This is a genomic window from Loktanella salsilacus, from assembly GCF_024206795.1.
Taxonomy (GTDB): Bacteria; Pseudomonadota; Alphaproteobacteria; order Rhodobacterales; family Rhodobacteraceae; genus Loktanella; species Loktanella salsilacus.
Genome location: NZ_CP072994.1, coordinates 1,648,726 through 1,675,526, shown reverse-complemented (window position 1 = coordinate 1,675,526; position 26,801 = coordinate 1,648,726). Strand labels below are relative to the sequence as shown.

Below are 26,801 nucleotides of genomic sequence, written 5' to 3'. Positions count from 1 at the left end.
ATGCTCCATCCCATTGTCATATTTATACTATTCCGCATCGACCAGATGCAGATGTATCCACTGCGCGACAAGCGCGGGCTTGTCTTGGCCCCGGATGATAACCTCCACATCCCACGTCACCTTGACCTGCCCCGGCTTGTCCGTGTCGACCGCCTGCACCTGCAAATCTGCGCGCACCTCGCTTCCTGCGGGCACTGGCGCAATAAACCGCAGCCGATCAAACCCATAGTTGATGCTAAGCCGCAGTCCGGCAAGCGGCGGCAGCGCCTGTTCGGCCATGACGCTAAGTAACGACAGCGTCAGAAACCCGTGCGCGACCGTGGTGCCAAAGGGGCCGTCCTTGGCGCGTTCTGGGTCGGTATGAATGAACTGATGGTCCTTTGTCAGCGCGGCAAAGGCGTCGATCATCGGCTGGTCAATCAGGTGCCAGCCTGACTGAAACGCTCGGCTTCCGGCCTGTGCGCGCAGCTGCGCAATCGTGATATGCGGCGTGGTCATCCGGGCCCTCTGATTGGCGTGGACCTGCACCTTATGCCGCTGCTGGCCGGGGGCAACCCTTGCGATATTGTTTCCCCGCCCCCTGCGCGGTAAACCCACCGCAACATTGGATTGGAGCGGTACATGAGCAAGAGTGAAATCGGCCTTTTGGGGCTTGGTACGATGGGCGCGGCGCTTGCGCTGAACATCGCGGACAACGGATTCGACATCGCCGTTTACAACCGTACCGCGCGCGTCACGCAGGATTTCAAAGCCACCGCTGGCGATCTGGCCCCGCGCATTACCGCGACTGAAACGCTGGAAGACTTCGTCGCCAGCCTCAAGTCGCCCCGCGCGATTATCCTGATGGTGCCTGCTGGCGATGCCGTTGACCAACAGATCGCGGCGCTGCGCCCGCTGCTGGATGACAACGACCTGATCATCGACGCTGGCAACGCCAATTTTCACGACACTAACCGCCGGGCCGAGGCGGCAGGCGATAAGCCTTTCCTTGGCATCGGTGTATCGGGCGGCGAAGAAGGCGCGCGCTTTGGCCCGTCGATCATGGGCGGCGGCAACAAGGCGTCTTGGGACCGGGTCGCCCATATCCTGACCGCGATTTCCGCCAAGCACGACGGCACACCCTGCGCCACCTGGATGGGCGAGCAAGGCGCAGGCCACTTCGTCAAAGCTGTGCACAACGGTATCGAATATGCCGATATGCAAATGATTGCAGAGGTTTATGGCATCCTGCGCGATGGTATGGGGCTAGACAACGCCGCGATCGCTGCCGTCTTTGACCGCTGGAATACTGGCCCGCTGGCGTCTTACCTGATCGAAATCTCGGCCCGCGTGGCAGAAGCCAAGGACACGGACACAGGCCGCCCGTTGCTGGATATCATCACCGATGCCGCTGGCCAAAAAGGCACCGGCCGCTGGACCGCGATCGAGGCGCAGCACCTTGGTGCCCCCGTCCCCGCGATCGAGGCTGCCGTCGCCGCCCGCAACCTGTCTGCCGCGCGCAATCTGCGCCAGACGGGCGAAGACATCTTTGGCGCCGCCCCGCAGGCACTGGACGGTGCTTTGACAGTCGACCAGCTGGAACAGGCGCTGATTGCCGGCAAGATCATCTGCTACGCGCAGGGCTTTACCATGATCAGCGGCGCGTCAGAGCAGTTTGGCTGGAACCTGCCGCTGCCAGAAATCGCCAAGGTCTGGCGTGCTGGCTGCATTATCCGGTCGGTGATGCTGGACGATATGGCGACGGCTCTTTCCGAAGATCCGGACAAAAACCTGATGTTTGCCAACACCTTCGCAGGCAACCTTAAGGCAACGCATGGCGCATTGCGCGCTGTTGTTGCGCAGGCCGCGCTGCATGGTCTGGCGGTTCCCGCGCTGTCATCAGGCCTTGCGTATTTCGACACCATGCGCACCCACCGCGGCACGGCGAACATGCTGCAAGGCCAGCGCGACTACTTTGGTCGTCACGGGTTCGAGCGACTGGACCGCGAAGGCAAAGGCTTTCACGGGCCTTGGGCAGACTAAGGCGAGCCTGTCTAAGGTTTGACCACCAAGCCGGGCGGCGTCGTCGTCAGACGTTCGCACCCGGTGCCCGTGATCAGGATCGGCTCTGTCATTTCGATCCCGCCGTCATCAAGCCAAAGCGCAGGCATGAAATGAAACGTCATGCCCGCCTTTAAAGCTGTCTTATCGCCCGCCCGCAGGGACATGGTGCGCTCTCCCCAGTCCGGCGGATAGGACATGCCGATGGCATAGCCGACGCGGCTGTCTTTGTGAAAACCGTGCTGGGCCAGCGTGCCGTTAAACACACGGGCCAAATCCTCGCAGCGCAGACCCGGGGCGGCCATGCCAAGGACGGCCTGCGTTGCATCCGCGACGGCGGCTTCGGCCTTGCGATACGTGTCGGGCACATGGCCAAGGAACAAGGTCCGCGACTGCGGGCACTGGTAGCGCCTGTAAGCGCCTGCAATCTCAAAGAAAGTAGGCACATCGCGCAGCAGCGGGCTGTCGTCCCATGTCAAATGCGGCGCGGTGGCGTCGCGGCCGGACGGTGCCATTGGCACGATCGCCGGGTAGTCGCCCCAGTGGCCCTCCGCCCCCTCGATCCCGGTCGCCATGATCTGTGCGACCAGCATGTTTTTCGGCATGCCCGCCTCTGCCACCTCTGCGATGTGCTGATGCATCCGGGTCACGATAGCGCCCGCGCGGCGCAGATAGGTGACCTCTGTCGGTGATTTTACGGCGCGGCACCAGTTCACAAGGGCGGTGGCATCGACCGCGTCCACGTGGGGTAAGTGGTTTAAGATCGTCTTGTAAGCAGCTGCGGTAAAGTAATAATTGTCGAATTCAAACCCAACGCGCCCACGATCCCAGCCGCAGGCTTTGATCAGCGCGCAAAGGTCCAGCATCGCGTGTTTGTCCGGGTTCTGGACATAGCTGTCGTCGTAGCCGTGGATCGCTGTGTCCGGCATCCAGACGGTGCGCAGCGCGCCTGCGGCGTCCATGCCGCGGCCCCACCACCGCGGCGGCCCGTCTGGGCCGACCAAGACGCCTTGATGCACATAGAACGACCAGCCGTCATAGCCGGTCAGCCAGCCCATGTTGCTGGGGTCCGTGATGAAAAGGACGTCCAGACCGGCGCGGTCCATTGCTGCCCGCACGCGGCCCAAGCGGTCCGCGTATTCGGCAGCGTCAAAGGCGGGGTTCGGGTGGGTCATAGATTACTATGATCCCGCCCTGCCCGTTCTGGCAACGATTATCCGAGCGCGTAGCCCGCGCCGCGCACCGTGCGCACAGGATCGCTGCCGCCGCAGGCAGTAAGCGCCTTTCGCAGGCGCCCGACGTGCACATCGACGGTGCGCGTGTCGACATAGATGTCGCGGCCCCAGACCCGGTCCAGCAGTTGATCACGCGACCACACCCGGCCCGGCTTTTCCATAAAGGTGGACAGCAGGCGAAATTCTGTCGGGCCGAGTTTTAGCGCACTACCGTCACGGCTGACGCGGTGGGTTTCGGCGTCCAGCAGGATGTCGTCAAACGCCAGCACCTGCCCCACAGTCGTTGGCCGCACGCGGCGCAGCTGGCTGCGCACGCGGGCCATCAGTTCGGTCACGGAATAGGGCTTGGTGACATAATCGTCCGCGCCGGTTTCCAAGCCGCGCACCTTGTCGACCTCTTCGGACCGGGCCGACAGCATGATGATCGCAATGCCGCGTGTGGCGGGGTCGACCTTGAGCCTGCGGCACACCTCGATGCCCGTCACGCGGGGCAGCATCCAGTCCAGCACGATGACGTCGGGCGGATCCTCTGAGACCATCAAAAGCCCCTCCTCGCCGTCTTCGGCGCGGGTGACGCGAAAGCCTTCGGCCTCTAGGTTATAGGCTAAAACCTCGCGTTGCGCTTCTTCGTCTTCGACGATCAGAACGTGGGGTTGGGATGCCATCGGTTCACTCCGGGTGAGTCATATAGGCGGTTTTGTCGCTTTTCGGGCGCGCCTCTTCGGGCATTTCGCCGGTGATCAGATAGATCACCTGCTCTGCCATATTGGTGGTCAGATCGCCCATGCGTTCGATGTTTTTCGCCATAAAATGCAGGTGCATACAGGCGGTGATGTTGCGCGGGTCTTCCATCATAAAGGTCAGGAATTCGCGGAACAGAGCGTTGTACATCTGGTCAACGTCTTGGTCGTGCTGGCGCACATCCTCGGCCATCTGCACGTCGCCTTTGACGTAGGCATCAAGGGTGTCTTTCAGCATGCCCTGCACTTCGCGGGCCATGCGGCGCAAGGACGCCTCTGCCCCGGCGATGGGCGACATGTCGACAAGAACGGACGTCCGCTTGGCCATGTTTTTCGCATAATCGCCAATGCGTTCCAGCGATGCCGCCAGACGCAGCACGGTAAGCAGCGAGCGCAGGTCTTTGGATACAGGGGCCCGCAGCGCGATTGTGCGGGCAGCGGCTTCGCTGATTTCCAGCTCCAGCGCGTCGATCACTTTGTCACCGGCGCGGACCTTTTGCGCCAGTTCCAGATCGCGTGTGGCAAGGCTTTCGGCGGCCTGCAGGATCGCGTCCTCGACCAGTCCGCCCATTTTCAGGATCAGCGTGGTGATCGCATCAAGATCGCGATCATACGCCGAGGAGATGTGTTGTTCGTGCATGTCAGCCGCTCCTTACCCGATCCGGCCCGAGATATAGCTCTCGGTGCGGGGGTCTTCTGGGTTGGTGAAAATCTTGTCGGTTTCGCCGTATTCCACCATGTCGCCAAGGTGAAAGAACGCGGTCTTTTGGCTGACGCGCGCCGCCTGCTGCATAGAGTGCGTGACGATGACGACGGAATAGTTCTGGCGCAGCTCGTCGATCAATTCCTCGACCTGCGCGGTGGCGATGGGGTCTAGGGCAGAGCAAGGCTCGTCCATCAACAGCACTTCGGGTTCTGTCGCCACAGCGCGGGCGATGCACAGACGCTGCTGCTGGCCGCCGGACAATCCGGTGCCGGGTTCATGCAGGCGGTCCTTGACCTCTTCCCAGATGGCGCCGCGGCGCAGGGCGCGCTCTACGATCTCGTCCAGGTCGGTCTTGTTGCGGGACATGCCGTGGATTTTCGGACCGTACGCCACGTTGTCATAGATCGACTTGGGGAACGGGTTCGGCTTTTGAAACACCATGCCGACCTTGGCGCGCAGCTGCACGGGATCGACGCGGGGATCAGTGATGTCTTCGCCGTCGATCAGGATGTTGCCGGTCACGCGGGCGATGTCGATGGTGTCGTTCATGCGGTTGATGCACCGCAGGAACGTTGATTTGCCGCAGCCCGACGGGCCGATAAAGGCGGTGACGGTCTTGTCTGCAATTTCCACGCTGACGTTTTTGATGGCGTGCTTTTCGCCATAATATACGTTCACGTCGCGGGCAGAGATCTTGATGTCTTGGGTTCCGGTCATGGCCCTATCCATATGATACATATCTTCCATTTCAGCACCCTTACCAGCGGCGTTCAAAGCGGCGGCGCAGAATGATCGCCACCGTATTCATAATCAGCAAGAACACCAACAACGTGATGATGGCCCCCTGCGCACGTTCGACGAAGGCGGGGTCAGCGCGCTGCGTCCAGTTGTAGACCTGCACCGGCAGGGCCGCGGCGGGGTCGAACAGACCCTCTGGCGGCGCACCCGGGAAGTCGCGCACGAAGGCAACCATGCCGATCAGCAGCAAGGGCGCGGTTTCACCGAGCGCCTGCGCCAGACCAAGGATCGTGCCGGTCAGGATACCGGGCAGCGCCAAGGGCAGGACGTGGTGGAACACGGTCTGCATCTTGGACGCGCCAATGCCAAGCGCGGCAGAGCGGATCGACGGCGGCACGGATTTCAGCGAGGCCCGCGTTGCGATGATAATCGTCGGCAGCGTCATCAGGGTCAGCACAAGGCCGCCCACGATGGGCGCGGATTTGGGCAGGCCTGCAAAGTTGATGAAAATCGCAAGGCCAAGGATACCGAACACAATCGACGGCACAGCGGCAAGGTTGGCGATGTTGACCTCGATGATATCGGTCCAGCGGTTCTTGGGCGCGAATTCCTCTAGGTAGATACTGGCCGCGACGCCGATGGGCAGCGCCAGAACCAGCACAACCATCATCATGTAAAGCGAGCCGATGATCGCGACGCCCAGACCTGCCGCCTCGGGCCGGTTTTCCGATGCGTCGGCGTTGGTCAGAAAGTCCCAGTTGAACTTGGTGCGCAGCACGCCCGCGTCTTTGAGCTGGTCGGCCAGTTGCAACTGCTCTGGCGTCACGTTGCTGTCCAGTTCGGCCGAGGCCATGGTCACGCGGCCTTTGAAATAGCCGTCGATGCGCCCGCCAGCGAGGAAGTCGAACGACACGGTGTCGCCGATTTCCTCTGGGTTGGCCAAAACATAGCGGCGCAGCTGGGCCGACCCTTCGGGAGAGATCAGCTCTGCCGCGGTCTTGGGTGTCATGCCTTCGACGCCGATGTTGTCTTTCTCGAACACCGTCTCGAACGCCTGTTGGATCAGCGGCGCGTAGCCAAAGGTCGATACCTTGGCGATATCCTCGATCGCGCCGGTGCCTTTTTTGTCCAGCTTGGCGGGGTCCAGATAGATGTCCATCGTGATGAACGTCTGGCGGAACGCGGACGATCCGTTGATCAGCACAGAGGCCAGCAAAGTCACCAACGCCAGCACCGCGATCCCGATGGCCAGCACGCCATAAAGGCGAAAGCGTTTTTCAGCGGCGTTGCGTTTCTTGGTGCGGGCGTCTTGCACCATCAGCGATGTTTTCTTGCGCGGGCCGGGGGCCGCGCCTGTGGTGTTCAGGTCGGTCATTCGTACTGCTCCCGGTATTTGCGCACGATAACCAGTGCGATGATATTCAGCCCCAGCGTCACGACGAACAGCGACAGGCCAAGGGCAAAGGCAACAAGGGTTTCAGGGGATGCAAATTCCGTATCGCCGGTCAGCTGGCTGACGATTTTCACGGTAATCGTTGTCATCGCCTCGAAGGGGTTGGCGCTGATCTTGGCCGCGGCCCCTGCCCCCAACACGACGATCATCGTCTCGCCAATGGCGCGGCTGGCGGCCAGCAGGATCGCACCGACGATGCCGGGCAGCGCGGCAGGCAGGATCACCTTGCGCACGGTTTCCGAATGGGTCGCGCCCAGCCCCGACGATCCGTCGCGCATAGCCTGCGGCACGGCGTTGATGACGTCATCGGACAGCGACGACACGAAGGGGATCAGCATGATGCCCATGACGACGCCAGCGGTCATGACGGAAGAGGACGAATTGCCAAGGCCCAAGGGCTGCGCAAAGTAATCGCGCAGCAAGGGGCCGACGGTGACAAGGGCGAACAGACCGTAGACGATGGTCGGGATACCGGCCAGCACCTCGATCGCGGGTTTCACAAAGGACCGCACCAACGGGCTTGCGTATTCCGCCGTATAGATCGCCGCCATCAGGCCAATCGGCACCGCAAACAGCAGCGCGATAAAGGACACGTACAGCGTGCCCCACAGCAGCGGCAGGATGCCAAGGTCAGAGCCGCCACGGAACTGCGGGTTCCACGTCATGGAGAAGAAGAAGTCTTTCGCCGGATACATCTGAAAGAAGTGATAGGTTTCGAACACCAGCGACAGCACGATGCCCACGGTGGTCAGGATCGCGATGCTGGAACAGGCGATCAGCAGCAGCTTGATCGCGTATTCCGACACGTTGCGGGCGCGGTATTCCGGGTTGATGCGGGTATAGGCATAAGCCGCCCCGGCCAGACTGGCGATGATGACCAGCACCGACCGGATCAGGTTCATCGTCGCTGTGGTGCCGCGATAGCTTTTGGCGGCCTCGAACACGCTGCGGTTCACGTCCGACCCCAGCGCCACGCCGACACCGGCCAGCAGCTTGCGCACGTCGACTTCTTGCGCGTCCATGGTAGCGATGTCAGCCTCGCTTTGGCCGCCGATGGCGACCAGCGTGTCGATGCCGCCTGAAATGCGGCGCACATCGGCCATCACCAGATCGCGCGAACTGCCCGCTGCGATATCAGCGGTGTCAATCAGACCAGAGGTGCGGTTTTCAACATAAAAAGGTTGCGCCAGCATCCAGACCACCAGCAACAGCAAGGCGGGGGCGGCAGCGAAAATAAAGACGGTTTGCCCGTAATAGCCGGGCAGCGAATGCAGCTTGCGCGGGTCGCCCCCTGCAGTGGCCAGTGCGCGGCGCCGTCCCACGACAAAGCCAGCAAAGGCGATCAGGACGACGATAAGAAAGACAAGACCGGCGCTCATGGCTGTTCCATTCGTTAGGCAGAAAAACGGGCGCCGCCAGAACTGGCCGCGCCCGCAGGTTTCGTTAGATTATTCCAGCGGACCCATTGGGGTCTCGGCTGCGACCATTTCCTGAACCATGGCCAGCTCTGGATCGGACACCAGACCGTAGGCCGCCAGCGGGCCATCGGGGCCAGCCATGTCATCGGACACGAAGAATTCGACGTATTCTTTCAGGCCGGGGATCACGCCCAGGTGTGCGTTCTTGACGTAAAAGTACAGCGGACGGGACACAGGGTAGTCGCCGGATGCTACAGATTCGGTCGTTGGGACAACGCCGTCCATCGTTGCGACCTGCAACTTGTCGGTGTTGTTTTCGTAGAAGGACAGACCGAACACGCCGACAGCTTCGGGGTTGGCCGCCAGACGGGCCAGTGTTTCGGTGTAGTCGCCGTCGATGTCCACGGACACGCCGTCAGTGCGCAGCATGTTGCAGCCGTCTTCGTCGCCAGCAGCCTCAAACGCTGCGGCAGCGCCAGTGGCTTCACAGCCAGCCGCGATGACCTTTTCGTCGAACACTTCACGGGTGCCGTGCTTGGTGCCCGGGATGAAGGCCAGGATGTCCTGCGCGGGCAGCTCGGCGTTCACGTCGGACCATGCAGCGTTCGGGTTCGCAACCAGTGCGCCATCAACCATGACCTGAGCGGCCAGAGCGTTGTACCAATCGGACGGCGTGAAAGCGAAAGCCGGGCCGTTGATGTCGGATGCAAAAACGATACCGTCATAGCCGAAACGGACTTCCATGACTTCGGTCACGCCGTTTGCGGTGCAGGTGTCGATGTCCGACTGCTTGATCCGAGAGGAGCTGTTGGCGATGTCGATGGTGTTTTCGCCCACGCCTTCGCACAGCGCTTTGCGGCCAGCGCCAGAGCCGCCGCCTTCGACAACGGGTGTCGGGAAATCAAAGTTCTCGCCAAATGCTTCGGCAACGATGGTGGCATAGGGCAGCACGGTGGAGGAACCGGCAATCTGTACGTTATCGCGGGACTGGGCGACGCCAGCAGTGGCAGTGACGGCAGTGATCGCAAAGGCAGAGGTCGCGATTTTCATGAAAGACATTTGTTGCTCCTGTCAAACTTCATGGGCTGCACCTTTTTGCGCAGCCGCTGCCGATCACCTAGGACCCGGCGACTACGCTTTTGTGACACTATTGTAAAAGTTATATGACAGCCGGAAAGCTGACGTTTCGTCAGCTATATAGTGTATGGGCATTTCGGCATGCGCATATCTAGTCAGCCCCGCAAGCGCAGGGGGATGAAATTCACAAATCGTTAAGGAATCAGCGGGTTATGACTGGGGCAGTATGACAGTGAACGTCGTGCCCTGCCCCAAAGCGCTTTTAATCAGCAACCGGCCCCGGTGGCGATTAATGATGTGTTTCACAATCGCAAGGCCAAGACCGGTGCCGCCAAGCGCCCGGCTGCGGTGCGTATCGACGCGGTAGAATCGCTCTGTCAGGCGCGGAATGTGATGCTGGGCGATTCCCGGGCCCCGGTCCTGCACATGCACAGCGATGCCTTTGGCATGCAGCGCATTATGCTGTGCGGGCGCATCCAGCGTGACCGTTAGGGTGCCGCCGGTGCCGCCATATTTCACAGCGTTTTCGATCAGGTTGCCAAAGACCTGCCGCAGCTGGTTCGTATCCCCCAACACGCTGGCCCCAGCGGTGTCATCGGTCAGGGTTACCTTCACCTGCGCCGCTGCAATCACCGGTTCCAGATCCGCCAGTGTCGCGGCCACCAGCGCGCCAATGGCGATGGCCTGAATAGGACGCTGACGCTCGCCTTCTTCCACGCGGGATAGCGACAGCAGGTCATCGACCAACTGGGTCATCCGCGCGCTTTCCCGTTCCATGATGCCAAGGAACCGCTCGCGGGCGGCGGCGTCATTGCGGGCGGCTCCGCGCAGGGTTTCGATAAAGCCCTGCAAGGCGGTCAAAGGCGTGCGCAATTCGTGGCTGACGTTGGCCACGAAATCGCGGCGGAACTGGCTGACCTCTTCTGCAGCGGTGCGATCCTCGAACGTCAGAACGATACGCCCTGCGTCGGGAATCACATGCACCGCCCAAGTCGTATCCCGCGCCCCGTCCCGGCCCAGCCAGCGCGTCTGCACCGCTTGGCCCGTGCGCATCGCGGTTTCAATCGCCTCGAGCGTTACAGGTTGACGCAGCGCGCTGATGAAATGTCGCCCCTTGATATGTTCGCCCAGCACTGCCGCCAGCGCCGGGCTAAGCCCTGCGACGATCTGGTTTTCGTCAATCAGCATCACTGGAAACGGCAGGGCGGATACGGGGATGGTGGCGGCAGTCATTGGCATGGTCGGGCCTTACGCGCCTTTGCTGGCGGCGGCGACGGCGGCGCCAAGTTCGCTGATCAGCAGATCCGCATCCTCGACCCCGACGGACACGCGGAAAAACCCTTCGGTGATCCCCAGCGCGGCGCGGCCTTCTGGCGTCAGGCCGCGGTGCGACGATGACGGCGGGTGCGACAGCGTGGTGCCGATGTCGCCCAGCGTCGGGGCAAAGGCGATATCAGGGGCCGCGCGGGTCAGCAGGTTCGCCGCCTCGCGCCCGCCATGCAGGGCAAAGGACACCATATTGCCGCCCTGCCCGCCCAGCAGCGCCACAGCGCGGTTGTGGTCCGGGTGATCGGAGCGGGTCGGATACAGCACCTTTGCCACGCCCGGCATATCCGCCAACGCATCGGCCAGCCTGCGCGCGTTATCCTGCGCCGCGCGGTGGCGCAGGTGGAACGAATGCAGGCCGCGTTCCGCCAGCCAGCAATCGAACGGGCTGGGCGTCAGGCCCCATGTGACATTGGCATCGTTGATCTGGCGGCGCAGGTCCGGGTCTTGCGTTGCGACATAACCCAGCGTGGCGTCCGAATGGCCGGCCAGCAGCTTGGTCACCGAATGCACGGTAATATCCGCGCCAGCGGCCAGCGGCAGGTATGCGGCAGGCGTGGTAAAGGTGTTGTCGACGACGACCAGAATGCCGCGCGCCTTGGCCATGGCGATGATGCCTTCCATATCCGCGACGCGGATGGTGGGGTTGGACACGACTTCGACAAGGATCATGCGGGTGTTGGGACGGATCGCCGCCTCCATCGCGCTGGCATCCGTGGGATCAGCCAAGGATGTCTCAATCCCCAAGCGCGGCAGGTCTTGCGCCATCAGACGCAGACTGCGGCCATACAGCTGATCGCCGCCCAGCACGTGATCGCCCGCCTTCAGCAGGCCCAGAAACACCGCGCCAATCGCCGACATGCCAGAGCCGGTGATGATCCCGCCGCCGGACGCCGGATCGACGCCTTCAAGCATGTCGATCTTTTCGGCCAGCACTTCTGCGTTAGGATGTCCTTCACGCGCATAGGTGTAGCCAGATGCGTCCGCATATTGCGCATCCAGCGCGTCGGGATCGGGGCTGCTGTACACGACGGACGGCTGCAGTGGCGTCACAACAGGACGCGACACGGACGTCGGCCAGCCGGTGCGGCGGACGATAGACTTCAAAGGGGCTTTCATCAGATTTCTTTCAAATCGCGGGCAAAACGCGCCGCATTTTCACTGTAATGAATGGCAGACGCACGCAGGCCGTCAATCGCCCGCTGGTCAAGGTCGCGCACCACCTTGCCCGGCGCGCCCATGACAAGGCTGCCGTCTGGGATGACTTTGCCTTCGGTGATCAGCGCGCCTGCGCCAATCAGGCAGTTTTCGCCAATCACCGCGCCGTTCAGCACCGTCGCGCCCATGCCGATCAGGCTGTTTGCACCAATGTTGCAGCCGTGCAGCATGGCCTTGTGGCCAATGGTGCAGCCCGCGCCAATGGTCAGCGGAAAGCCCATGTCGGTGTGCAGCACGCAGTTTTCCTGAATGTTGCTACCAGCACCGACCTGTATCAGCTCGTTATCGCCGCGCAGCACGGCACCGAACCAAACGCTACTGCCCGGCTCTAGCCGGACGCGGCCCATGACTTGCGCATTGGGGGCAACCCAAGCGTCATCGGCCAGCGACGGTGTCAGTTCGCCTAGGGCATAGATGGTCATTCGCCGCGCTCCTCAAATTCGCTTTGCAGGGTCCGGACGTGGTCCAGCAGGTCGGGTTGCTGCGCGCGGCGCAGACGTTCGGCGCTGATGATGGTGCGCAGTTTGTCTTCGGTCGCGTCCAGATCATCGTTCACAAGGACATAGTCGTAACCGTCCCAATGGCTGATCTCGTCCCAGCTTTTCTGCATCCGCTTGGTGATGGTTTCTGCGTCATCCTGCCCGCGCCCGACAAGGCGGCGGTGCAGTTCGGTGATCGACGGCGGCAGGATAAAGATCGACAAAACAGCGTCTTGCAGGTCGGAGTTGCTGATCTGCTGCGCGCCTTGCCAGTCCACGTCAAACAGCACATCGCGCCCCGCCTCGATCGCCTTTTGCACGGGCGCTTTGGGGCTGCCGTAGTAATTGCCGAACACCCGCGCATGTTCCAGCATGCCGCGATCATCGACCAGTTTGCGAAAGGCCGGCTCGTCTACGAAATGATAGTCGGTACCATCTACTTCGCCTGCCCGCGGTGCGCGGGTCGTGGCCGAGACGGAAAAGGACAGCGTGTCATCCCAGGCCATCAGGCGTTTCGCCAAGGTCGATTTGCCAGCGCCGGACGGCGACGACAGGATCACTAAAAGGCCGCGTCTTGCCAAGGGGTTACTCCACGTTTTGAATCTGTTCGCGCATCTGGTCGACGACCAGTTTCAGCGCAAGGCCAACCTGCGTCAGCTCCACGTCCTGCGACTTGGCGCAGAGCGTATTGACCTCTCGGTTGAACTCTTGCGCCAGAAAATCAAGGCGGCGGCCAGCGGGGCCGTCGTCTTCGATGATGTCCCAAGCGGCGGCGACATGCGCCTTGAGGCGGTCAAGCTCTTCGGTCACGTCCTGCTTGGTGGCCAGCAGCGCCAGTTCCTGCACCAGCCGCGCATCGTCGGCGGCGGTGACTTCCATGATTTTGGCATAGGCATCGCGCAGGGCGGTCCGGACCTTGGGCTTACGTGCCTCGGCCAGCGCATGTGCTTGGTCGATCAGCGCGCGGGTGCGGTCCAATTGGTCGGCGATGATATGCTGCAGCGCGGCCCCTTCATGGGCGCGCATTGCGGTGAAATCCGCCAGCAACGGACCAATGTCGGTGGTCAGCGCCGCGTGCAGGTCCGGATCGCTATTGGCCGATGCCGCCTGCCCCAAAACACCCCGCGCCGATAGCACGTCAGCCGCCGTCGGCTGGCCCAGCGTCACACCCGCAGCAAAGGCGCGTTCTTGTACCAGATCAAGGGCTTGCAGGACGCGGTCAAGCTGCGCCTCGTCGATGTTCAGCGCAGCCGCGCCATCGATGCGCGTCACCTTTAGGGTCACGGTCACGGTGCCCCGGTGCAGCGCCTTTCCCAGCGCTGTGCGCAGGGTCTGGTCCAGCTTGTCCATGCCGTCCGGCAGGCGCGTGCGGATATCCAGACCGCGCCCGTTCACACTGCGCAGATCCCAGTGCCAGCTGGCGGTATCGGACTGGCCGGTGCGGCTGGCATAAGCCGTCATCGAATGGGTCATTGCACTATCCCTGATTACACCGTCCCACCTAAGAGAATTCCAGCCGTGGGGGCAAGAGGCGGGCGGCGCCTTGAGCAGATTAACCCGTTAAGACTTTCTTAAGTGATTTTGCTTAGTTCAAAGTTTAATATTCTCTTAACGACATCGTCCACCCGCCGCATCAGCCGCACGGACCGGGTCACAATATGAAAGAGAGTTCTATGTTCAACGTCATCGACTTGCCCCGCCGCAACACATCGTCCCGCGTCCACACGCAGGTCGCGGCCCCCGGCCATCGCCTGCCAGAGGCAGAGCGCGCTGTGCTGAAGTTGCTGGAAGACGATTGGCGTCAGATTTGTAGTGGAGAGATCGTCCCGTCGCATGCGCAGCTTGACCCGCACGCCCTGCACAATGCGCTGCCTCATGCGTTCCTATTGCACCGCACGGCACCCGGCGCGGTGCGCATCCGGGTCGCTGGCCAGCGGCTGCATGATCTGCTGCGGATGGACCCGCGCGGTATGTCGTTCGGATCATTCTTTAGCGCCGCCGCGCGCGATACCGTGATGGATATCGTCGACACCGCCTTTGACGGCCCCGCAATCGTTGGCTTGCCGATGACCGCATCACGCGGGCTGGGCCGCAAACCGATGCAGGCAGAGCTGCTGCTGCTGCCGATGATGGACGCGCAGGGTCAGGTCACGCGCATGATGGGTGCGCTGGTCGCGGCTGGCCCGCTCAGCAATCGCCCCTATCGCTTTGATATCGCTGGCGATGCTGTGCTGCGTCACGACACGCTGAACCTGCCTTTCGTCGAACGCCGCGGCATCCGCGCCCGGCCTATTCCAACGGACAAGCCTAGTTTGCGGCTGGTGGTCGACAACGGGTAAGGCCAGCCTGCGCTGAAAAACGACCGGTTTCGGGCCTTAGCGCCTGTTTGCGGTCGGACAAAACCAAGTGCTGCAAGTGCAGATGATAAAACGCCTGCAGCCGCTAATTCGCTGAAATACACCTTGTGGTTGTGGTCTATATTTGCAATTCAGCACGTGGCTGTTGCTGAATTGAACGTCAGTCACGACACGCATTAAAGCCTACGTTTTCATTATTTTCTTTACGTCGCATCGAAAAATTCAATTCATTGATGGCTTTAACGCCAAATTATATTTGAGGGACCCATGGGACTGTTTTCATCGTGTAAGCGCGAGTGGTCAGGTTCGAGCCGTATTGCCGGGCTCAGCGGGCTTAGCCAAGTTTACGAACATACCTGCACAAAATGCGGAAAGAAGGGGCTTTGTAGTCCTGTCGTCGTGGATTCGGGGGTCGATTCGTATCAGCAATGCTCTGTTTGCAAACAGGTCACGGCCTAAGCGGGACGTCTTTTGAAATTAGACTGACTTTGACGTAAGCACCCGCCGTACTTACCATAGCCCGCTTTCTTACTTTAGATATTTCCAAAACCCCTTTTCACATTTCCGCAGCGCAAACAAAAAAGGCACCCCGCAGGGTGCCTTTTTCAGTTCTATGGCAGCAAGATTAGCTTGCCTTGGCTTGCGCCAGTTTCTCGCGGCGCTGACCCAGCTCTTCTGCGACCAGAAACGCCAGTTCCAGCGATTGGCTGGCGTTCAGGCGCGGATCGCAAGCGGTGTGATAACGGCTGGACAGGTCTTCGTCTGTAACAGCGCGCACGCCGCCGGTGCATTCGGTCACGTCTTTGCCGGTCATCTCGAAATGCACGCCGCCGGGCACGGTGCCTTCGGCGTTGTGGATGTCAAAGAATTCGCGGACTTCGCGCAGCACGGATTCGAACGGCCGGGTCTTGTAACCGGTCGACGATTTGATCGTGTTGCCGTGCATCGGATCGCAGGACCAGACGACCTTTGCGCCCTCTTCTTCCACGGCCTTGATCAGGCGCGGCAGGTGATCGCCAACTTGTCCGGCACCGAAGCGCGCGATCAAGGTCAGGCGGCCCGCCTCGTTTTCGGGGTTCAGCGTGTTCATCAGCGCCTTCAGGTGGCCAGATGTCATGCTGGGACCGCACTTTAGACCGATGGGGTTCATCACGCCTTTGCAGAATTCGACATGCGCGCCGTCGGGCTGACGGGTGCGATCGCCGATCCAGATCATGTGACCAGAGCCAGCCAGCCACTTGCCAGAGGTGCTGTCGATCCGCGTTAGCGCCTCTTCATACTCCAGCAGCAGCGCTTCGTGCGAGGTGTAGAACTCGACCGTTTGCAGCTCGTGGTTGGTCTCGGTGCTCAGGCCTGCGGCTTCCATGAAGTCGAGGGTATCGCTGATCCGGTTCGCCAGATCGCGGTACTTTTCAGCCTCTGGCTTATCGGTAAAGCCCAGCGTCCAAGCGTGAACTTTGTGCACGTCCGCATAACCACCGGTCGAGAATGCGCGCAGCAGGTTCAGCGAGGCCGCTGCCTGCAGATACGCCTGTTCCATCCGCGCCGGATCGGGGATGCGGGATTCGGGGGTGAAATCGAACCCGTTAATGATGTCACCGCGGTAGCTGGGCAGCTCTACGCCGTCCACAACCTCGGTCGGGGCGGAACGCGGCTTGGCCATTTGGCCTGCCATCCGGCCCAGTTTCACCACAGGCACCTTGGCACCGTAAGTCAGAACCATCGCCATCTGCAGCATCACCTTAAAGGTGTCGCGGATGCCGTCAGCGCTGAACTCAGAGAAGCTTTCGGCGCAATCGCCGCCTTGCAGCAGGAACGCTTCGCCCCGGCTGACCTTGCCCAGATGCGCCTTCAGGCGGCGCGCTTCGCCCGCAAAAACCAGCGGCGGATAACTGGACAGCTTCCCCTCGACCAGGCCAAGTGCGGCTGCGTCGGTATAATCAGGCATCTGAACCCGCGGCTTGTTGCGCCAGTCCGATTTTTTCCAGTCCGTCATCGTGCGTCTCCTGCTCTTCGCATTGCGAGGGGCGCTTATAGTCGCAACAGGCCACGGGGCCAATGGCAAATCTGGAAACCTTTGGGGGTCAAATGCGTCATAATATGTCGCGAAAAACAGATCTGATGACGATTGGCCCTTGCCGGGGCGCTGGGAAACCTTTTGGGTTTTCTTAACCTTACCGGAGACACCATGCAGGCCGCGCCCCAGATCCTTGATATTCGACACAGCGGCACGCCGCGGCGCTTTGTATTCGTGCTGCTGGATCAGTTCACCATGCTGTGCTTTTCCGCGGCCATCGAAAGCCTGCGCATTGCCAACCGGACCGCCGGGCGCAAACTGTATGACTGGACCATCGTTGGCGAAGGCGGCGTGTCTGCGACCTGTTCGAACGGCTGCACCTTTCAGCTGGACAGCGACCTGATCGAGCTGGACCGCGAAGACACGGTCATGCTGTGCGGCGGCGTTGATATTGCCGAAGCTACGACGCGTAAGATGTTGAATTGGCTACGAAGAGAAGCGCGCCGCGGGATTACCGTCGCGGGCCTGTGCACCGCCGGTTACACCATGGCCCGCGCCGGTTTGCTGAACGGGAAACGCGCAACGATCCATTGGGAAAATCAAGACAGCTTTCTTGAAGAATTCGAAGACGTTGACCTGACCAAGTCGATCTTTGTCATCGACGGAAACCGGATTACAACGGCGGGCGGCACGGCCTCGATTGACCTTATGTTAAAAATTGTCGCCGATGATCACGGCGAGGATCTGGCCAATGCTGTCGCCGATATCTTGATCTATTCGTCGATCCGCACCGACCAAGACACGCAGCGGTTGTCGATTCCCACCCGGATTGGCGTGCGGCACCCAAAACTGTCCCGCGTGATCCAGCTGATGGAAAACAATATCGAGGACCCGATCAGCCCCGCCACCTTGGCGCAAGAGGTCGGCATGTCGACCCGCCAACTGGAACGGCTGTTCCGCCGCTATCTGTCCCGCAGCCCTAAGCGTTATTACATGGAACTGCGCTTGTCCAAGGCGCGTAACCTGTTGATGCAAACGGATATGACGGTGATCAACGTGGCGCTGGCCTGCGGATTCGCCTCGCCCTCGCATTTCTCAAAGTGTTACCGCGCCCATTACGACACAACGCCCTACCGCGAACGCGGCAGCCACGGCGGTCGCACGCCGGTTTAACCTTTTGCAGGGCGAACGACGCGTGAATTGCGCAAATCCCGCACGAAGGCCGCTTCACAATCTGTTTACGCCTGCTAATCTGCGCGTCAGAACAAAAAACCAACTGGGAGAGTTAAGATGAACAAATTGTTGTTGGCCACTGCGGCCACTGCACTGATGTCGGGCGCGGCCTTCGCCGAATCCCACACCGGCGACGTCAAAATCGGGATCGAGCTGGGCTTTACCGGTCCGCTGGAATCCATCACCCCCGCAATGGCTGCTGGCGCAGAGCTGGCGATTGCTGAAGTCAACGCTGCTGGCACCCTGCTAGACAACGCGACTGTCACTGTCGTGCGCGCCGATTCCACCTGCGTTGACGCTGGTGCCGCAACTGCCGCTGCCGAAGGTCTGGTCACAGGCGACAAGGTCAACGCGATCATGGGCGCTGACTGTTCCGGCGTGACCGGCGCGGTTCTGCAGAACGTCGCACGCCCCAATGGCATCGTGATGATCTCGCCCTCCGCGACATCGCCTGCTTTGTCCGCTGCTGAAGACGACGGCCTGTTCTTCCGCGTGGCACCGTCCGACGCGCGTCAGGGCGAAGTCATGACCGACGTTCTGGTTGAGCGCGGCGTCAAATCCGTCGCTGTGACCTACACCAACAACGACTACGGCAAGGGTCTGGCCGATGCATTCCAAGCGTCCTTTGAGGCTGCTGGCGGCGAAGTGACGATTTCCGCAGCGCATGAAGATGGCAAAGGCGATTATTCGTCCGAAGTCGCAGCCCTTGCAGCTGCTGGCGGTGAAGCGCTGGTCGTGGCCGGTTACACCGACCAAGGCGGCAAAGGCGTGATCCAGAACGCTGTCGACACCGGCGCGTTTGAAACCTTCGTTCTGCCCGACGGCATGGTTGGCCAGCAGTTGGTTGACGATATCGGCGATGCACTGAACGGCTCTTTCGGTCAGCTGCCCGGCACTGACAGCTCTGGCGCGGAAACGTTCCTGGCGATGGCAACCGAGGCTGGCTTTGACGGCACCGGCGCTTACGCGCCTGAGTCCTATGACGCCGCTGCATTGATCATGCTGGCAATGGAAGCTGCTGGGTCCAACCAGTCCGCTGACTTCAAGGACAAGGTCATGGACGTCGCCAACGCACCCGGCACCGAGATTTTCCCGGGCGAGCTGGCCAAGGCGATCGAATTGCTGAAAGCGGGCGAAGATATCGACTATGTCGGTGCGACTGCAGTCGAGCTGATCGGCTCTGGCGAATCCGCTGGTAACTTCCGCGAGATTGAAGTCAAAGACGGCGCAATCGAGACCGTTAAGTACCGCTAAACGCGGACTATTGCGGCGCGAGAGCAATCTCGCGCCGTTTTCATTTGTTATATCTGCGGCCATGCCGCGCCGCCGGGGACCTGCATGATTGTTGTTGAAAATCTGGTGAAAACCTTTGGTGGTTTTCGCGCCGTGGATGGGGCGAGCCTGAGCATCGCCGAGGGCTCTATCACCGGTCTGATCGGTCCAAATGGCGCAGGAAAAACCACGCTTTTCAACGTGATCGCGGGCGTTCTTCAACCAACGTCTGGCCGCGTGGCGATGCAGGGCCACGATATCACCGGCCTTGCGCCGCATGATCTGTTCCACCGCGGTTTGCTGCGGACCTTTCAGATCGCCCATGAATTTCCGTCGATGTCTTGCCGCGAGAACCTGATGATGGTCCCGGGCGGGCAATCGGGCGAAACCTTGTGGAACACCTGGTTTGGCCGCAAGCGGATCGCAGACGAGGAACGCGCGCTGAGGGCCAAGGCCGACGAAGTGCTTGATTTCCTGACCGTATCGCATCTGGCCGACCATAAGGCGGGTCAAATCTCTGGCGGGCAGAAAAAGCTGCTGGAACTGGGCCGCACCATGATGGTCGACGCCAAGATCGTGTTTCTGGACGAGGTTGGCGCTGGCGTGAACCGCACGCTGCTGAACACCATCGGCGATGCGATCATTCGCCTGAACAAAGAGCGCGGCTATACTTTTGTTGTGATTGAGCACGACATGGATTTCATCGAACGCCTGTGTGATCCAGTGATCTGCATGGCCGAAGGCAAGGTTTTGGCGCAAGGCACATTGGCCGAGATCAAAGCCAACGAGCAGGTGATCGAGGCCTATTTGGGCACCGGTCTGAAGAATAAAGATCAGGTGGCAACCGTATGATAAACCTACGTTTGTTGCTGGCGGTGTCAGGGGGCTGTCTGCCCCCTCTGCGCGTGCGCGCATTCACCCCCGAAGGTATTTGTGACCAGAAGAAGACCCGGATGGGGGATATGGCATGACGGATAATCCTTATCGGGATGATCGCGGAAATAATGATCGCTCGATCACCAAATCGGGTGGCGGCGTGGCGCAACCTGTGACGTCTGGACAAAGCAGCCCCGCGCCGGGCACGCCGTTTCTGATTGGCGATGCGATGACGGGTGGTTACGGCAAGGGGCCGGATATCCTGCACAGCTGCACCATCGCGGTCGAGCCGGGCGAGATTGCGGTCATTGTCGGCCCCAACGGCGCTGGTAAGTCCACGGCGATGAAGGCGATGTTCGGGATGCTGGATGTCAGGTCCGGCCGCGTGATGCTGGACGGCGAAGATATCACGGCCCTGTCCCCGCAGCAGCGGGTGGTCAAGGGCATGGGCTTTGTCCCGCAGACGCATAACATTTTTACGTCGATGACGGTGGAAGAGAACCTAGAGATGGGTGCCTTTATCCGCCGCGACGATTTTCGCGATACGATGGCGCAGATCTATGACCTGTTTCCGATCCTGAAGGAAAAGCGCCTTCAGCCCGCAGGCGAGCTTTCGGGCGGTCAGCGCCAGCAGGTCGCCGTTGGCCGCGCGCTGATGACCAAGCCGAAAGTGCTGATGCTGGACGAGCCAACCGCTGGCGTCAGCCCCATCGTCATGGATGAGCTGTTTGACCGCATCATCGAGGTTGCGCGCACCGGTATCCCGATCCTGATGGTGGAACAGAACGCCCGGCAAGCGCTTGAAATTGCAGATAAAGCCTATGTTCTGGTACAGGGCGCGAATGCCCATACCGGGACGGGGAAAGAGCTGCTTGCGAACCCAGAGGTTCGCCGCAGCTTTCTGGGGGGATGACAATGTTTGACCATTTGACCAAGGACCAGCCATGGAATTTCTAAACGGACTGGTGTTCCTGACCAACTTCGTCATCGTCCCTGCCCTTGCTTATGGCGCGCAGCTTGCCATTGGCGCGCTTGGCGTCACGCTGGTCTATGCGATCTTGCGGTTTTCCAACTTTGCCCATGGCGACACCATGGCCTTTGGCACGGCGGTCACGATCAAGGTGACGGCGGTGTTGGTGGCGATGGGGATCACGCTGGGGCCGTTGCCGACAGCGCTGCTGGCGATGCCGGTGGGGATTTTGGCGACCGGGCTTTTGGTGCTGGGCACCGACTGGCTCATTTATAAGTTCTACCGCCAGCAAAAGGCCAAGCCGGTGATCCTTGTGATCGTGTCGCTGGGTGTGATGTTCGTGATGAACGGGCTGACCCGGGTCTTTATCGGCGTGCGCGATATTCAGTTTGCTGATGGTGCGCGTTTCCTAATGACGGTCCGCCAGTTCAAGGACTGGACCGGGCTGGATGAAGGTCTTGCCATCAAGACCACGCAGGCGATCACGCTGGTGACGGCGGCCATTACCGTGGCGGCGTTGTTCTGGTTCCTGAACAAGACCCGCACTGGCAAATCCATGCGCGCCTTTTCCGATAACGAGGATCTGGCATTGCTGTCCGGCATCGACCCCGACCGCGTCGTGCGCGTCACATGGTTGATTGTGGCGGCGCTGGCGACGATTGCGGGCGTTTTGTACGGTCTTGATAAGTCGTTCAAAGCCTTTACCTATTTCCAGCTGCTTTTGCCGATTTTCGCAGCGGCCATTGTGGGCGGCATCGGCAACCCGGTGGGCGCGATTGCGGGCGGTTTCCTGATCGCCTTTGCCGAAGTCACCGTGACCTATCCGCTGAAAAAGGTACTGACCTACTGGCTGCCGGACGGGATGGGGCCGGATGGCCTCGTGCAGCTGCTGTCTGGTGACTACAAATTCGCGGTCAGTTTCATGATCTTGCTGATCGTGTTGCTGTTCAAACCGACCGGCCTGTTCAAGGGGCAAAACATATGACCGATACACTGCGTACCAGCCTTTTTGCGGTTTTCGTCGCCCTGCTGATTCTGGGCACCGGGTTTTTGGATAACTGGAACCTTGCGCTGGTCATCCTGAACTATGGCCTGATTTCCGCGATCATGGCGCTGGGGGTGAACCTGCAGTGGGGCCTTGCGGGTCTGTTTAACGTGGGCGTCATGGGCTTTGTCGCGCTTGGTGGCCTTGCCTCTGTTCTGATCACGATGCCTCCCGTGACCGAGGCGTGGGCCGCTGGCGGCGGGCGTGTGTTGCTGGGGCTTGCGATTGGAGCGGCGGCGATTGCCGTGCTGGTCACGCTTTACAAGCGTATGGCCAAGGGCCGGACGCGCAATCTGGTGATGATCGTGCTGAGCATCGCGGGCTTTTTCGCCTTTCGCACCGTGTTCGACGGCGGCGTGTCAGCCATTGAAAGCGTGAACCCGTCGCTGTCCGGCTATTTGGGCGGCCTGAACTTTGGCGGCGACGCCGGCCGCGATTGGTGGTGGATGCCGATCATCGCTTGGCCCATCGGCGGCTTGCTTGCCGCGGGTGCGGCTTGGGCGATTGGCAAGGTGGCGCTAGGGCTGCGGTCTGACTATCTGGCCATCGCGACCCTTGGTATCGCCGAGATTATTGTCGCTGTCCTGAAGAACGAAAACTGGATGTCGCGCGGCGTGTTGAACGTCACCGGCCTGCCCCGTCCTGTCCCGTACGAGACGGATTTGCAGGTCGATCCCGCCTTCGTCGCGGCGGCAAACGATCTGGGCATTGATGCGACCACAGCATCAACGCTCGCGGTCAAACTGCTGTATGCGGGCCTGTTTTCCGTGTTCCTGATTGTGCTGCTGCTGCTGGCGCAGCGCGCGCTGCACAGCCCTTGGGGCCGCATGATGCGCGCGATCCGCGATAATGAAGTCGCAGCAGAGGCGATGGGAAAGGACGTGACCCGCCGGCATTTGCAGATTTTCATCATCGGCTCGGCCATTTGCGGGCTTGCGGGCGCGATGATGACGACGCTGGACGGGCAGATGACGCCTGCCGCCTATCAGCCGCTGCGCTTTACCTTTCTGGTCTGGGTGATGGTGATTGTCGGCGGGTCCGGCAACAACATCGGCTCTGTGCTGGGGGGCATGTTGATCTGGTGGCTTTGGGTGGCTGTGGGTGAATATGGCCCCGATCTGATGATCTGGGCGACCTCTGCCCTGCATGCCGATAGCGCGCTGAAGGCAAGCCTGATCGATTCCGCGCCGCAGATGCGGTTCTTGGTGATGGGCACTGTTTTGCTGCTGATTTTGCGCTTTAGCCCGCGCGGGATTTTGCCCGAAAAATAGACGCAGGGCGTCAATCGCCTTGCGTTCGCGCGCCCTGCCCCTATGACGGATGCGACCGTTAAGGGGCAGGAGCGACGCGATGGACATGGCCAGCACTTTCATCAAACCGATGCATCCAGAGGGGCGCAAGTTTGTCGCGATCTTTGCGGTGATCGCCTTGATCCTATTCGTGATTTGGGAACCGCTGGGCTGGTTGGGCGTGTTGATGACCGTCTGGTGCTATTACTTTTTCCGTGACCCAGAGCGTGTGACGCCGGACCGTCCTGACCTTGTGATCAGCCCCGCTGACGGCATCATTTCCCTGATTGAACCCGCTGTCCCACCAGCAGAGCTGGGCATGGCCGACACGCCCCTGACCCGCGTCAGCGTGTTTATGAACGTGTTCAACTGCCACGTGAACCGCGCGCCTGTGGGCGGCACGGTGCAGGCCATCGCGTACCGGCCCGGCAAGTTCTTTAACGCATCCCTTGATAAGGCCAGCGTCGATAACGAGCGGAACTCTGTCCGCATCACGATGGCCGACGGGCGCGACATCGCCGTTGTGCAGATTGCTGGCCTTGTGGCACGGCGCATCGTCTGTTTCACCAAGCCGAACGAAGTTCTGGCGCCGGGCGAACGGTTTGGTCTGATCCGCTTTGGCTCTCGGCTTGATGTCTATCTGCCGGAGGGCGTGGCGCCGATGGTCGCCATCGGCCAAACCATGGTTGCCGGTGAAACTGTCATCGCCGATCTGAAGGCCTGAGGTTATGGCCCGCGCCCCGCGCCGCGACGTCGCCCTGCTGCAACTGTTGCCGAATGCGCTGACGCTGACGGCGATTGGTGCCGGGCTGTCGGCGATCCGGGCTGCGGTCGAGCATGACTTTAAGACCGCCGCCTTGCTGCTGCTGTTTGCCGCCTTGCTGGACGGGGTGGACGGGCGCCTTGCACGAATGCTGGGCAGTCATTCCAAGGTCGGGGCAGAGCTGGACAGCTTGGCCGACTTCGTCAACTTCGGCGTCGCCGCGCCGTTGATGCTCTATTTCTGGGCGCTGCAGGACTATCGCAAGATCGGCTGGATCGCGGTGCTGATCTTTGCGGTCTGCTGTGTGCTCCGGCTGGCGCGGTTCAATGTGGATGCGAAATCCGGGGACGCGGTAAAAACCTCTGACGATTTCATCGGGGTGCCATCGCCTGCGGGCGCGATGCTGGTCCTGCTGCCGATGTTCACGTCCTTCGCGTTTGCCGACGCAGCCTTGCTGCCGGACCCGTTGCTTTGCGTCTATATGGCGGCGATCGGGCTTTTGATGATCAGCGGCATTCGCACGTCATCGTTTAAATCGCTGCGCATCGCGCCGGGCAATATCCGCTATGTTTTGCTGGGGGCCGTCGTGCTGATTGCCGCCGTGCTGACCTATCCTTGGATTACCTTGGTCGCCCTGTGCGCGGCTTATATCGTCGGCGTCGTCTGGGGCAGTTTGCGCCGCCCCGGCTGATTTTCAACTGCGCTTATGGGATCATTATGGATATCTCTGCTGTCGAAAAAAGCTATGCCCGCTGGGCCCCAGTCTATGATCGTACCTTTGGCGCGCTGACCACGATCGGCCGCAAGCGCACCGTTGGCTATATCTGCGAACGCGGCGGCGACGTGCTAGAAGTCGGGGTTGGCACGGGCCTAGCGCTGCCGCTGTATGACGACCGCGTCAGCGTCACGGGGATCGATTACAGCACCGATATGCTGGCCAAGGCCCGGGCGCGCATCGCGGGTGCAGGGCTGTCCCACGTCAAAGAGCTGCGCCAGATGGACGCGCGTACGCTAGATTTCCCTGACAACAGCTTTGACACGATTGCGGCCATGCATGTGCTGTCCGTCGTGCCAGAGCCAGAGCGCGTGATGACCGAGATCGCACGCGTGTGCAAACCCGGCGGGCAGGTTGTGATTGCGAACCATTTCCAGCGCGACAAAGGATTTCTGGCCGGGGTCGAACGGATCTTTGCCCCGCTTGAAAACCTGCTGGGCTGGCATTCGGATTTCCGGATGCAGACGGTGCTGTCGGATACGCGCCTGTCCGTGCTGACGCAGCACGCGCTGCCACCGCTGGGGATGATGACGTTTTTGGTGCTGCAGAAGGCCGTGTAAGCAAAAGGCGACCCGCGCCCCTTGCCACCGCCCGCATAGGCCCCTATCTGTAAGGTGTCCTTCGGGACTATGGACATAAACGCGCTCGTAATAAGCGGATCGGACCCGGGGGCGGTACCCGGCGTCTCCACCAACACTCTGGTCATTTGCCAGCGATGGGGACGAAATAGGATCGACGAACGTCTAAAGGGGTTATGCTTTGGCTCGGTGAGTTACCACCGTTATCGGTACAAAAAAGCTAGTTGCAAATGACAACAAAGCACCGATGGCCCTCGCAGCGTAAGCTGTGCGGAATATCGAAACCTTAAGCCCTGCGGTTTTGCGACCGTAGGCGGGGTCCGCAGGTACCTGGCAACAGAAACCTGCACCTACCCCCCCCTCCACTTCATTTTTGCCCGCCATTATCTGGCTTCCGCGTGCGATGCTGCAGGTCTAGCCTGCTGGTAAAATCGCCAGTTGTGAAAGGGTCATCAATGCGTCTGGTTCTTCCTCTTATCCTGCTTGCTGCGCCGCTTGCCGCGCAGGATGCCGCGCCAAAGCTGGGGCCAAACGCGGTGCCAATCACATCGGACAATGCCTATTTGCGCAGCGCGGATGCCCCCGATTATTGGGCCTTTGCGCCATTCGTGAAGCCGCAGTTCACCACCTCTGCCTGTTCTATCGCCACCGTGACTGCCGCGCTGAACGGGCTGACCGGCCTTGCGCCACATGCCGAAGACATGGTGATGACGCAGCAAGCCCTGCTAGAGCTGACAGACGATGCCACATGGTCTGCCTTATCAGCCGAAGGCGGCGACGGCGTCATGTTTCAGCAGTTGGTGGACTACACCAAGCTGGCGCTGACCAAGACGGGCATGGACCGCACCGTCACCGCATTGCATCCCGCCGAAGTCACGCCAGAGACGACCGAACAAGTCCGCGCCATGCTGGCCGCGAATGAAGCCAGCGCCGACAACGCGCTGCTGGTGTATTTCAACCAAGGCGTCGTGACAGGTGATTGGGACGGCCCGCACATCGCATTGATCGGGGCATATGACGCGGAAAAGGACGCGGTTCTGATCCTTGAAGTCGATCAGGAATGGTACATCCCTTATTGGACGCCCGTTTCCGTATTGATGGACGCGATGGTCAAACCGACCAGCGCCGAACATGGCCCGCTGACAGGTGAAACCGGCGGGTTCGTGATGATCGAAGCCGCCGCCGTGTGATGGGTA

General features: G+C 60.8%; 26 protein-coding genes and 1 other RNA gene. 13 read left to right on the top strand and 14 right to left on the bottom strand.

Going from position 1 to position 26,801, the window contains the following annotated elements; genetic code table 11:
• Nucleotides 1-27 precede the first annotated feature (27 nt).
• Nucleotides 28-498 (bottom strand): MaoC family dehydratase, encoded by a 471-nt coding sequence (locus tag KBW81_RS08215; RefSeq protein ID WP_254248960.1) that lies wholly within the window; start codon nt 496-498, stop codon nt 28-30.
• Between the two features lie 123 nt (nt 499-621).
• Here KBW81_RS08215 and gndA point away from each other — a divergent pair, with 123 nt between their 5' ends.
• The gene (gene gndA, locus KBW81_RS08210) at nt 622-2,022 is read left to right on the top strand and encodes an NADP-dependent phosphogluconate dehydrogenase (RefSeq protein WP_254248959.1); all 1,401 of its coding nucleotides are present in this window, start codon (nt 622-624) and stop codon (nt 2,020-2,022) included.
• Nucleotides 2,023-2,033: 11 nt separating this feature from the next.
• Here gndA and KBW81_RS08205 read toward each other — a convergent pair whose 3' ends face one another.
• The 12 genes from KBW81_RS08205 to KBW81_RS08150 all read right to left on the bottom strand — a co-directional run bounded on the left by KBW81_RS08205 (nt 2,034) and on the right by KBW81_RS08150 (nt 13,903).
• Entirely contained in the window at nt 2,034-3,215 is a 1,182-nt protein-coding gene (locus KBW81_RS08205) for a M24 family metallopeptidase (protein WP_254248958.1), read from the bottom strand.
• 38 nt (nt 3,216-3,253) lie between these two features.
• Nucleotides 3,254-3,940 (bottom strand): phosphate regulon transcriptional regulator PhoB, encoded by a 687-nt coding sequence (phoB, locus tag KBW81_RS08200; RefSeq protein ID WP_090191192.1) that lies wholly within the window; start codon nt 3,938-3,940, stop codon nt 3,254-3,256.
• Between the two features lie 4 nt (nt 3,941-3,944).
• Nucleotides 3,945-4,655, bottom strand: coding sequence for a phosphate signaling complex protein PhoU (phoU, locus tag KBW81_RS08195; RefSeq protein WP_090191193.1), 711 nt, complete (start codon nt 4,653-4,655; stop codon nt 3,945-3,947).
• Between the two features lie 12 nt (nt 4,656-4,667).
• On the bottom strand, nt 4,668-5,468 hold the full coding sequence (gene pstB / locus KBW81_RS08190; protein WP_090191195.1) for a phosphate ABC transporter ATP-binding protein PstB: 801 nt from the start codon (nt 5,466-5,468) through the stop codon (nt 4,668-4,670).
• 10 nt (nt 5,469-5,478) lie between these two features.
• Nucleotides 5,479-6,834 carry a phosphate ABC transporter permease PstA gene (gene pstA / locus KBW81_RS08185; protein WP_090191197.1) on the bottom strand — a complete coding sequence of 452 codons (1,356 nt, stop codon included), beginning with the start codon at nt 6,832-6,834 and terminating at the stop codon, nt 5,479-5,481.
• A complete protein-coding gene (pstC, locus tag KBW81_RS08180) occupies nt 6,831-8,291 on the bottom strand; it encodes a phosphate ABC transporter permease subunit PstC (protein WP_254248957.1) in 1,461 nt (486 codons plus the stop codon). The genes pstA and pstC overlap by 4 nt, the downstream gene beginning before the upstream one ends.
• Before the next feature lie 69 nt (nt 8,292-8,360).
• Nucleotides 8,361-9,389 carry a substrate-binding domain-containing protein gene (locus tag KBW81_RS08175; RefSeq protein WP_090191200.1) on the bottom strand — a complete coding sequence of 343 codons (1,029 nt, stop codon included), beginning with the start codon at nt 9,387-9,389 and terminating at the stop codon, nt 8,361-8,363.
• A 228-nt stretch (nt 9,390-9,617) separates the two neighbouring features.
• Nucleotides 9,618-10,646, bottom strand: coding sequence for an ATP-binding protein (locus KBW81_RS08170; protein ID WP_367305328.1), 1,029 nt, complete (start codon nt 10,644-10,646; stop codon nt 9,618-9,620).
• A 9-nt stretch (nt 10,647-10,655) separates the two neighbouring features.
• Complete coding sequence (locus KBW81_RS08165; protein WP_090191203.1) at nt 10,656-11,852, bottom strand: trans-sulfuration enzyme family protein; 1,197 nt, start codon at nt 11,850-11,852, stop codon at nt 10,656-10,658.
• Complete coding sequence (locus KBW81_RS08160; protein ID WP_254248956.1) at nt 11,852-12,373, bottom strand: gamma carbonic anhydrase family protein; 522 nt, start codon at nt 12,371-12,373, stop codon at nt 11,852-11,854. Before KBW81_RS08160 ends, KBW81_RS08165 begins: the two co-directional genes overlap by 1 nt.
• The gene (gene gmk, locus KBW81_RS08155; RefSeq protein ID WP_090191205.1) at nt 12,370-13,011 is read right to left on the bottom strand and encodes a guanylate kinase; all 642 of its coding nucleotides are present in this window, start codon (nt 13,009-13,011) and stop codon (nt 12,370-12,372) included. Before gmk ends, KBW81_RS08160 begins: the two co-directional genes overlap by 4 nt.
• Before the next feature lie 4 nt (nt 13,012-13,015).
• Nucleotides 13,016-13,903, bottom strand: a complete 888-nt coding sequence (locus KBW81_RS08150) for a YicC/YloC family endoribonuclease (RefSeq protein ID WP_090191207.1) — start codon at nt 13,901-13,903, stop codon at nt 13,016-13,018.
• A gap of 185 nt (nt 13,904-14,088) precedes the next feature.
• Between KBW81_RS08150 and KBW81_RS08145 the strand changes: the two genes are divergently transcribed.
• Nucleotides 14,089-14,769: a PAS domain-containing protein gene (locus KBW81_RS08145; protein ID WP_254248955.1), complete on the top strand. Its 681-nt coding sequence runs from the start codon at nt 14,089-14,091 to the stop codon at nt 14,767-14,769.
• 643 nt (nt 14,770-15,412) lie between these two features.
• On the opposite strand, the gene KBW81_RS08140 is transcribed toward KBW81_RS08145, so the two are convergent.
• A complete protein-coding gene (locus KBW81_RS08140; protein ID WP_090191210.1) occupies nt 15,413-16,783 on the bottom strand; it encodes a class II 3-deoxy-7-phosphoheptulonate synthase in 1,371 nt (456 codons plus the stop codon).
• Between the two features lie 192 nt (nt 16,784-16,975).
• Here KBW81_RS08140 and KBW81_RS08135 point away from each other — a divergent pair, with 192 nt between their 5' ends.
• From KBW81_RS08135 to KBW81_RS08085, 11 genes are all read left to right on the top strand, one after another.
• Nucleotides 16,976-17,977 (top strand): GlxA family transcriptional regulator, encoded by a 1,002-nt coding sequence (locus KBW81_RS08135; RefSeq protein WP_090191244.1) that lies wholly within the window; start codon nt 16,976-16,978, stop codon nt 17,975-17,977.
• Nucleotides 17,978-18,094: 117 nt separating this feature from the next.
• Nucleotides 18,095-19,291 (top strand): ABC transporter substrate-binding protein, encoded by a 1,197-nt coding sequence (locus KBW81_RS08130; protein WP_254248954.1) that lies wholly within the window; start codon nt 18,095-18,097, stop codon nt 19,289-19,291.
• An 84-nt stretch (nt 19,292-19,375) separates the two neighbouring features.
• Complete coding sequence (locus tag KBW81_RS08125) at nt 19,376-20,161, top strand: ABC transporter ATP-binding protein (RefSeq protein ID WP_254248953.1); 786 nt, start codon at nt 19,376-19,378, stop codon at nt 20,159-20,161.
• Nucleotides 20,162-20,276: 115 nt separating this feature from the next.
• Nucleotides 20,277-21,098, top strand: coding sequence for an ABC transporter ATP-binding protein (locus KBW81_RS08120; RefSeq protein ID WP_175499398.1), 822 nt, complete (start codon nt 20,277-20,279; stop codon nt 21,096-21,098).
• A gap of 31 nt (nt 21,099-21,129) precedes the next feature.
• Nucleotides 21,130-22,140 carry a branched-chain amino acid ABC transporter permease gene (locus tag KBW81_RS08115; protein WP_090191214.1) on the top strand — a complete coding sequence of 337 codons (1,011 nt, stop codon included), beginning with the start codon at nt 21,130-21,132 and terminating at the stop codon, nt 22,138-22,140.
• Nucleotides 22,137-23,471, top strand: a complete 1,335-nt coding sequence (locus KBW81_RS08110) for a branched-chain amino acid ABC transporter permease (protein ID WP_254248952.1) — start codon at nt 22,137-22,139, stop codon at nt 23,469-23,471. Before KBW81_RS08115 ends, KBW81_RS08110 begins: the two co-directional genes overlap by 4 nt.
• A 79-nt stretch (nt 23,472-23,550) precedes the next feature.
• Complete coding sequence (locus KBW81_RS08105; protein ID WP_254248951.1) at nt 23,551-24,213, top strand: phosphatidylserine decarboxylase; 663 nt, start codon at nt 23,551-23,553, stop codon at nt 24,211-24,213.
• Nucleotides 24,214-24,217: 4 nt separating this feature from the next.
• On the top strand, nt 24,218-24,943 hold the full coding sequence (gene pssA / locus KBW81_RS08100) for a CDP-diacylglycerol--serine O-phosphatidyltransferase (RefSeq protein ID WP_090191217.1): 726 nt from the start codon (nt 24,218-24,220) through the stop codon (nt 24,941-24,943).
• 26 nt (nt 24,944-24,969) lie between these two features.
• A complete protein-coding gene (locus KBW81_RS08095) occupies nt 24,970-25,587 on the top strand; it encodes a class I SAM-dependent methyltransferase (protein ID WP_254248950.1) in 618 nt (205 codons plus the stop codon).
• Nucleotides 25,588-25,604: 17 nt separating this feature from the next.
• Nucleotides 25,605-25,956, top strand: a transfer-messenger RNA (tmRNA) gene (gene ssrA / locus KBW81_RS08090).
• A gap of 104 nt (nt 25,957-26,060) precedes the next feature.
• The gene (locus KBW81_RS08085; protein WP_254248949.1) at nt 26,061-26,795 is read left to right on the top strand and encodes a phytochelatin synthase family protein; all 735 of its coding nucleotides are present in this window, start codon (nt 26,061-26,063) and stop codon (nt 26,793-26,795) included.
• Nucleotides 26,796-26,801 lie beyond the last annotated feature (6 nt).

Coding starts and splice junctions, on each gene's coding strand:
- KBW81_RS08125 (WP_254248953.1), top strand. CDS start 19,376: ATGATTGTTGTTGAAAATCTGGTGAAAACCTTTGGTGGTTTTCGCGCC.
- KBW81_RS08135 (WP_090191244.1), top strand. CDS start 16,976: ATGCAGGCCGCGCCCCAGATCCTTGATATTCGACACAGCGGCACGCCG.
- phoU (WP_090191193.1), bottom strand. CDS start 4,655: ATGCACGAACAACACATCTCCTCGGCGTATGATCGCGATCTTGATGCG.
- pstC (WP_254248957.1), bottom strand. CDS start 8,291: ATGAGCGCCGGTCTTGTCTTTCTTATCGTCGTCCTGATCGCCTTTGCT.
- KBW81_RS08115 (WP_090191214.1), top strand. CDS start 21,130: ATGGAATTTCTAAACGGACTGGTGTTCCTGACCAACTTCGTCATCGTC.
- KBW81_RS08145 (WP_254248955.1), top strand. CDS start 14,089: ATGAAAGAGAGTTCTATGTTCAACGTCATCGACTTGCCCCGCCGCAAC.
- KBW81_RS08175 (WP_090191200.1), bottom strand. CDS start 9,389: ATGTCTTTCATGAAAATCGCGACCTCTGCCTTTGCGATCACTGCCGTC.
- KBW81_RS08120 (WP_175499398.1), top strand. CDS start 20,277: ATGACGGATAATCCTTATCGGGATGATCGCGGAAATAATGATCGCTCG.
- KBW81_RS08215 (WP_254248960.1), bottom strand. CDS start 498: ATGACCACGCCGCATATCACGATTGCGCAGCTGCGCGCACAGGCCGGA.
- phoB (WP_090191192.1), bottom strand. CDS start 3,940: ATGGCATCCCAACCCCACGTTCTGATCGTCGAAGACGAAGAAGCGCAA.
- gndA (WP_254248959.1), top strand. CDS start 622: ATGAGCAAGAGTGAAATCGGCCTTTTGGGGCTTGGTACGATGGGCGCG.
- KBW81_RS08085 (WP_254248949.1), top strand. CDS start 26,061: ATGCGTCTGGTTCTTCCTCTTATCCTGCTTGCTGCGCCGCTTGCCGCG.
- pssA (WP_090191217.1), top strand. CDS start 24,218: ATGGCCCGCGCCCCGCGCCGCGACGTCGCCCTGCTGCAACTGTTGCCG.
- KBW81_RS08130 (WP_254248954.1), top strand. CDS start 18,095: ATGAACAAATTGTTGTTGGCCACTGCGGCCACTGCACTGATGTCGGGC.
- KBW81_RS08170 (WP_367305328.1), bottom strand. CDS start 10,646: ATGCCAATGACTGCCGCCACCATCCCCGTATCCGCCCTGCCGTTTCCA.
- KBW81_RS08140 (WP_090191210.1), bottom strand. CDS start 16,783: ATGACGGACTGGAAAAAATCGGACTGGCGCAACAAGCCGCGGGTTCAG.
- KBW81_RS08165 (WP_090191203.1), bottom strand. CDS start 11,852: ATGAAAGCCCCTTTGAAGTCTATCGTCCGCCGCACCGGCTGGCCGACG.
- KBW81_RS08150 (WP_090191207.1), bottom strand. CDS start 13,903: ATGACCCATTCGATGACGGCTTATGCCAGCCGCACCGGCCAGTCCGAT.
- KBW81_RS08095 (WP_254248950.1), top strand. CDS start 24,970: ATGGATATCTCTGCTGTCGAAAAAAGCTATGCCCGCTGGGCCCCAGTC.
- KBW81_RS08160 (WP_254248956.1), bottom strand. CDS start 12,373: ATGACCATCTATGCCCTAGGCGAACTGACACCGTCGCTGGCCGATGAC.
- pstB (WP_090191195.1), bottom strand. CDS start 5,468: ATGGAAGATATGTATCATATGGATAGGGCCATGACCGGAACCCAAGAC.
- KBW81_RS08205 (WP_254248958.1), bottom strand. CDS start 3,215: ATGACCCACCCGAACCCCGCCTTTGACGCTGCCGAATACGCGGACCGC.
- KBW81_RS08110 (WP_254248952.1), top strand. CDS start 22,137: ATGACCGATACACTGCGTACCAGCCTTTTTGCGGTTTTCGTCGCCCTG.
- KBW81_RS08105 (WP_254248951.1), top strand. CDS start 23,551: ATGGACATGGCCAGCACTTTCATCAAACCGATGCATCCAGAGGGGCGC.
- pstA (WP_090191197.1), bottom strand. CDS start 6,834: ATGACCGACCTGAACACCACAGGCGCGGCCCCCGGCCCGCGCAAGAAA.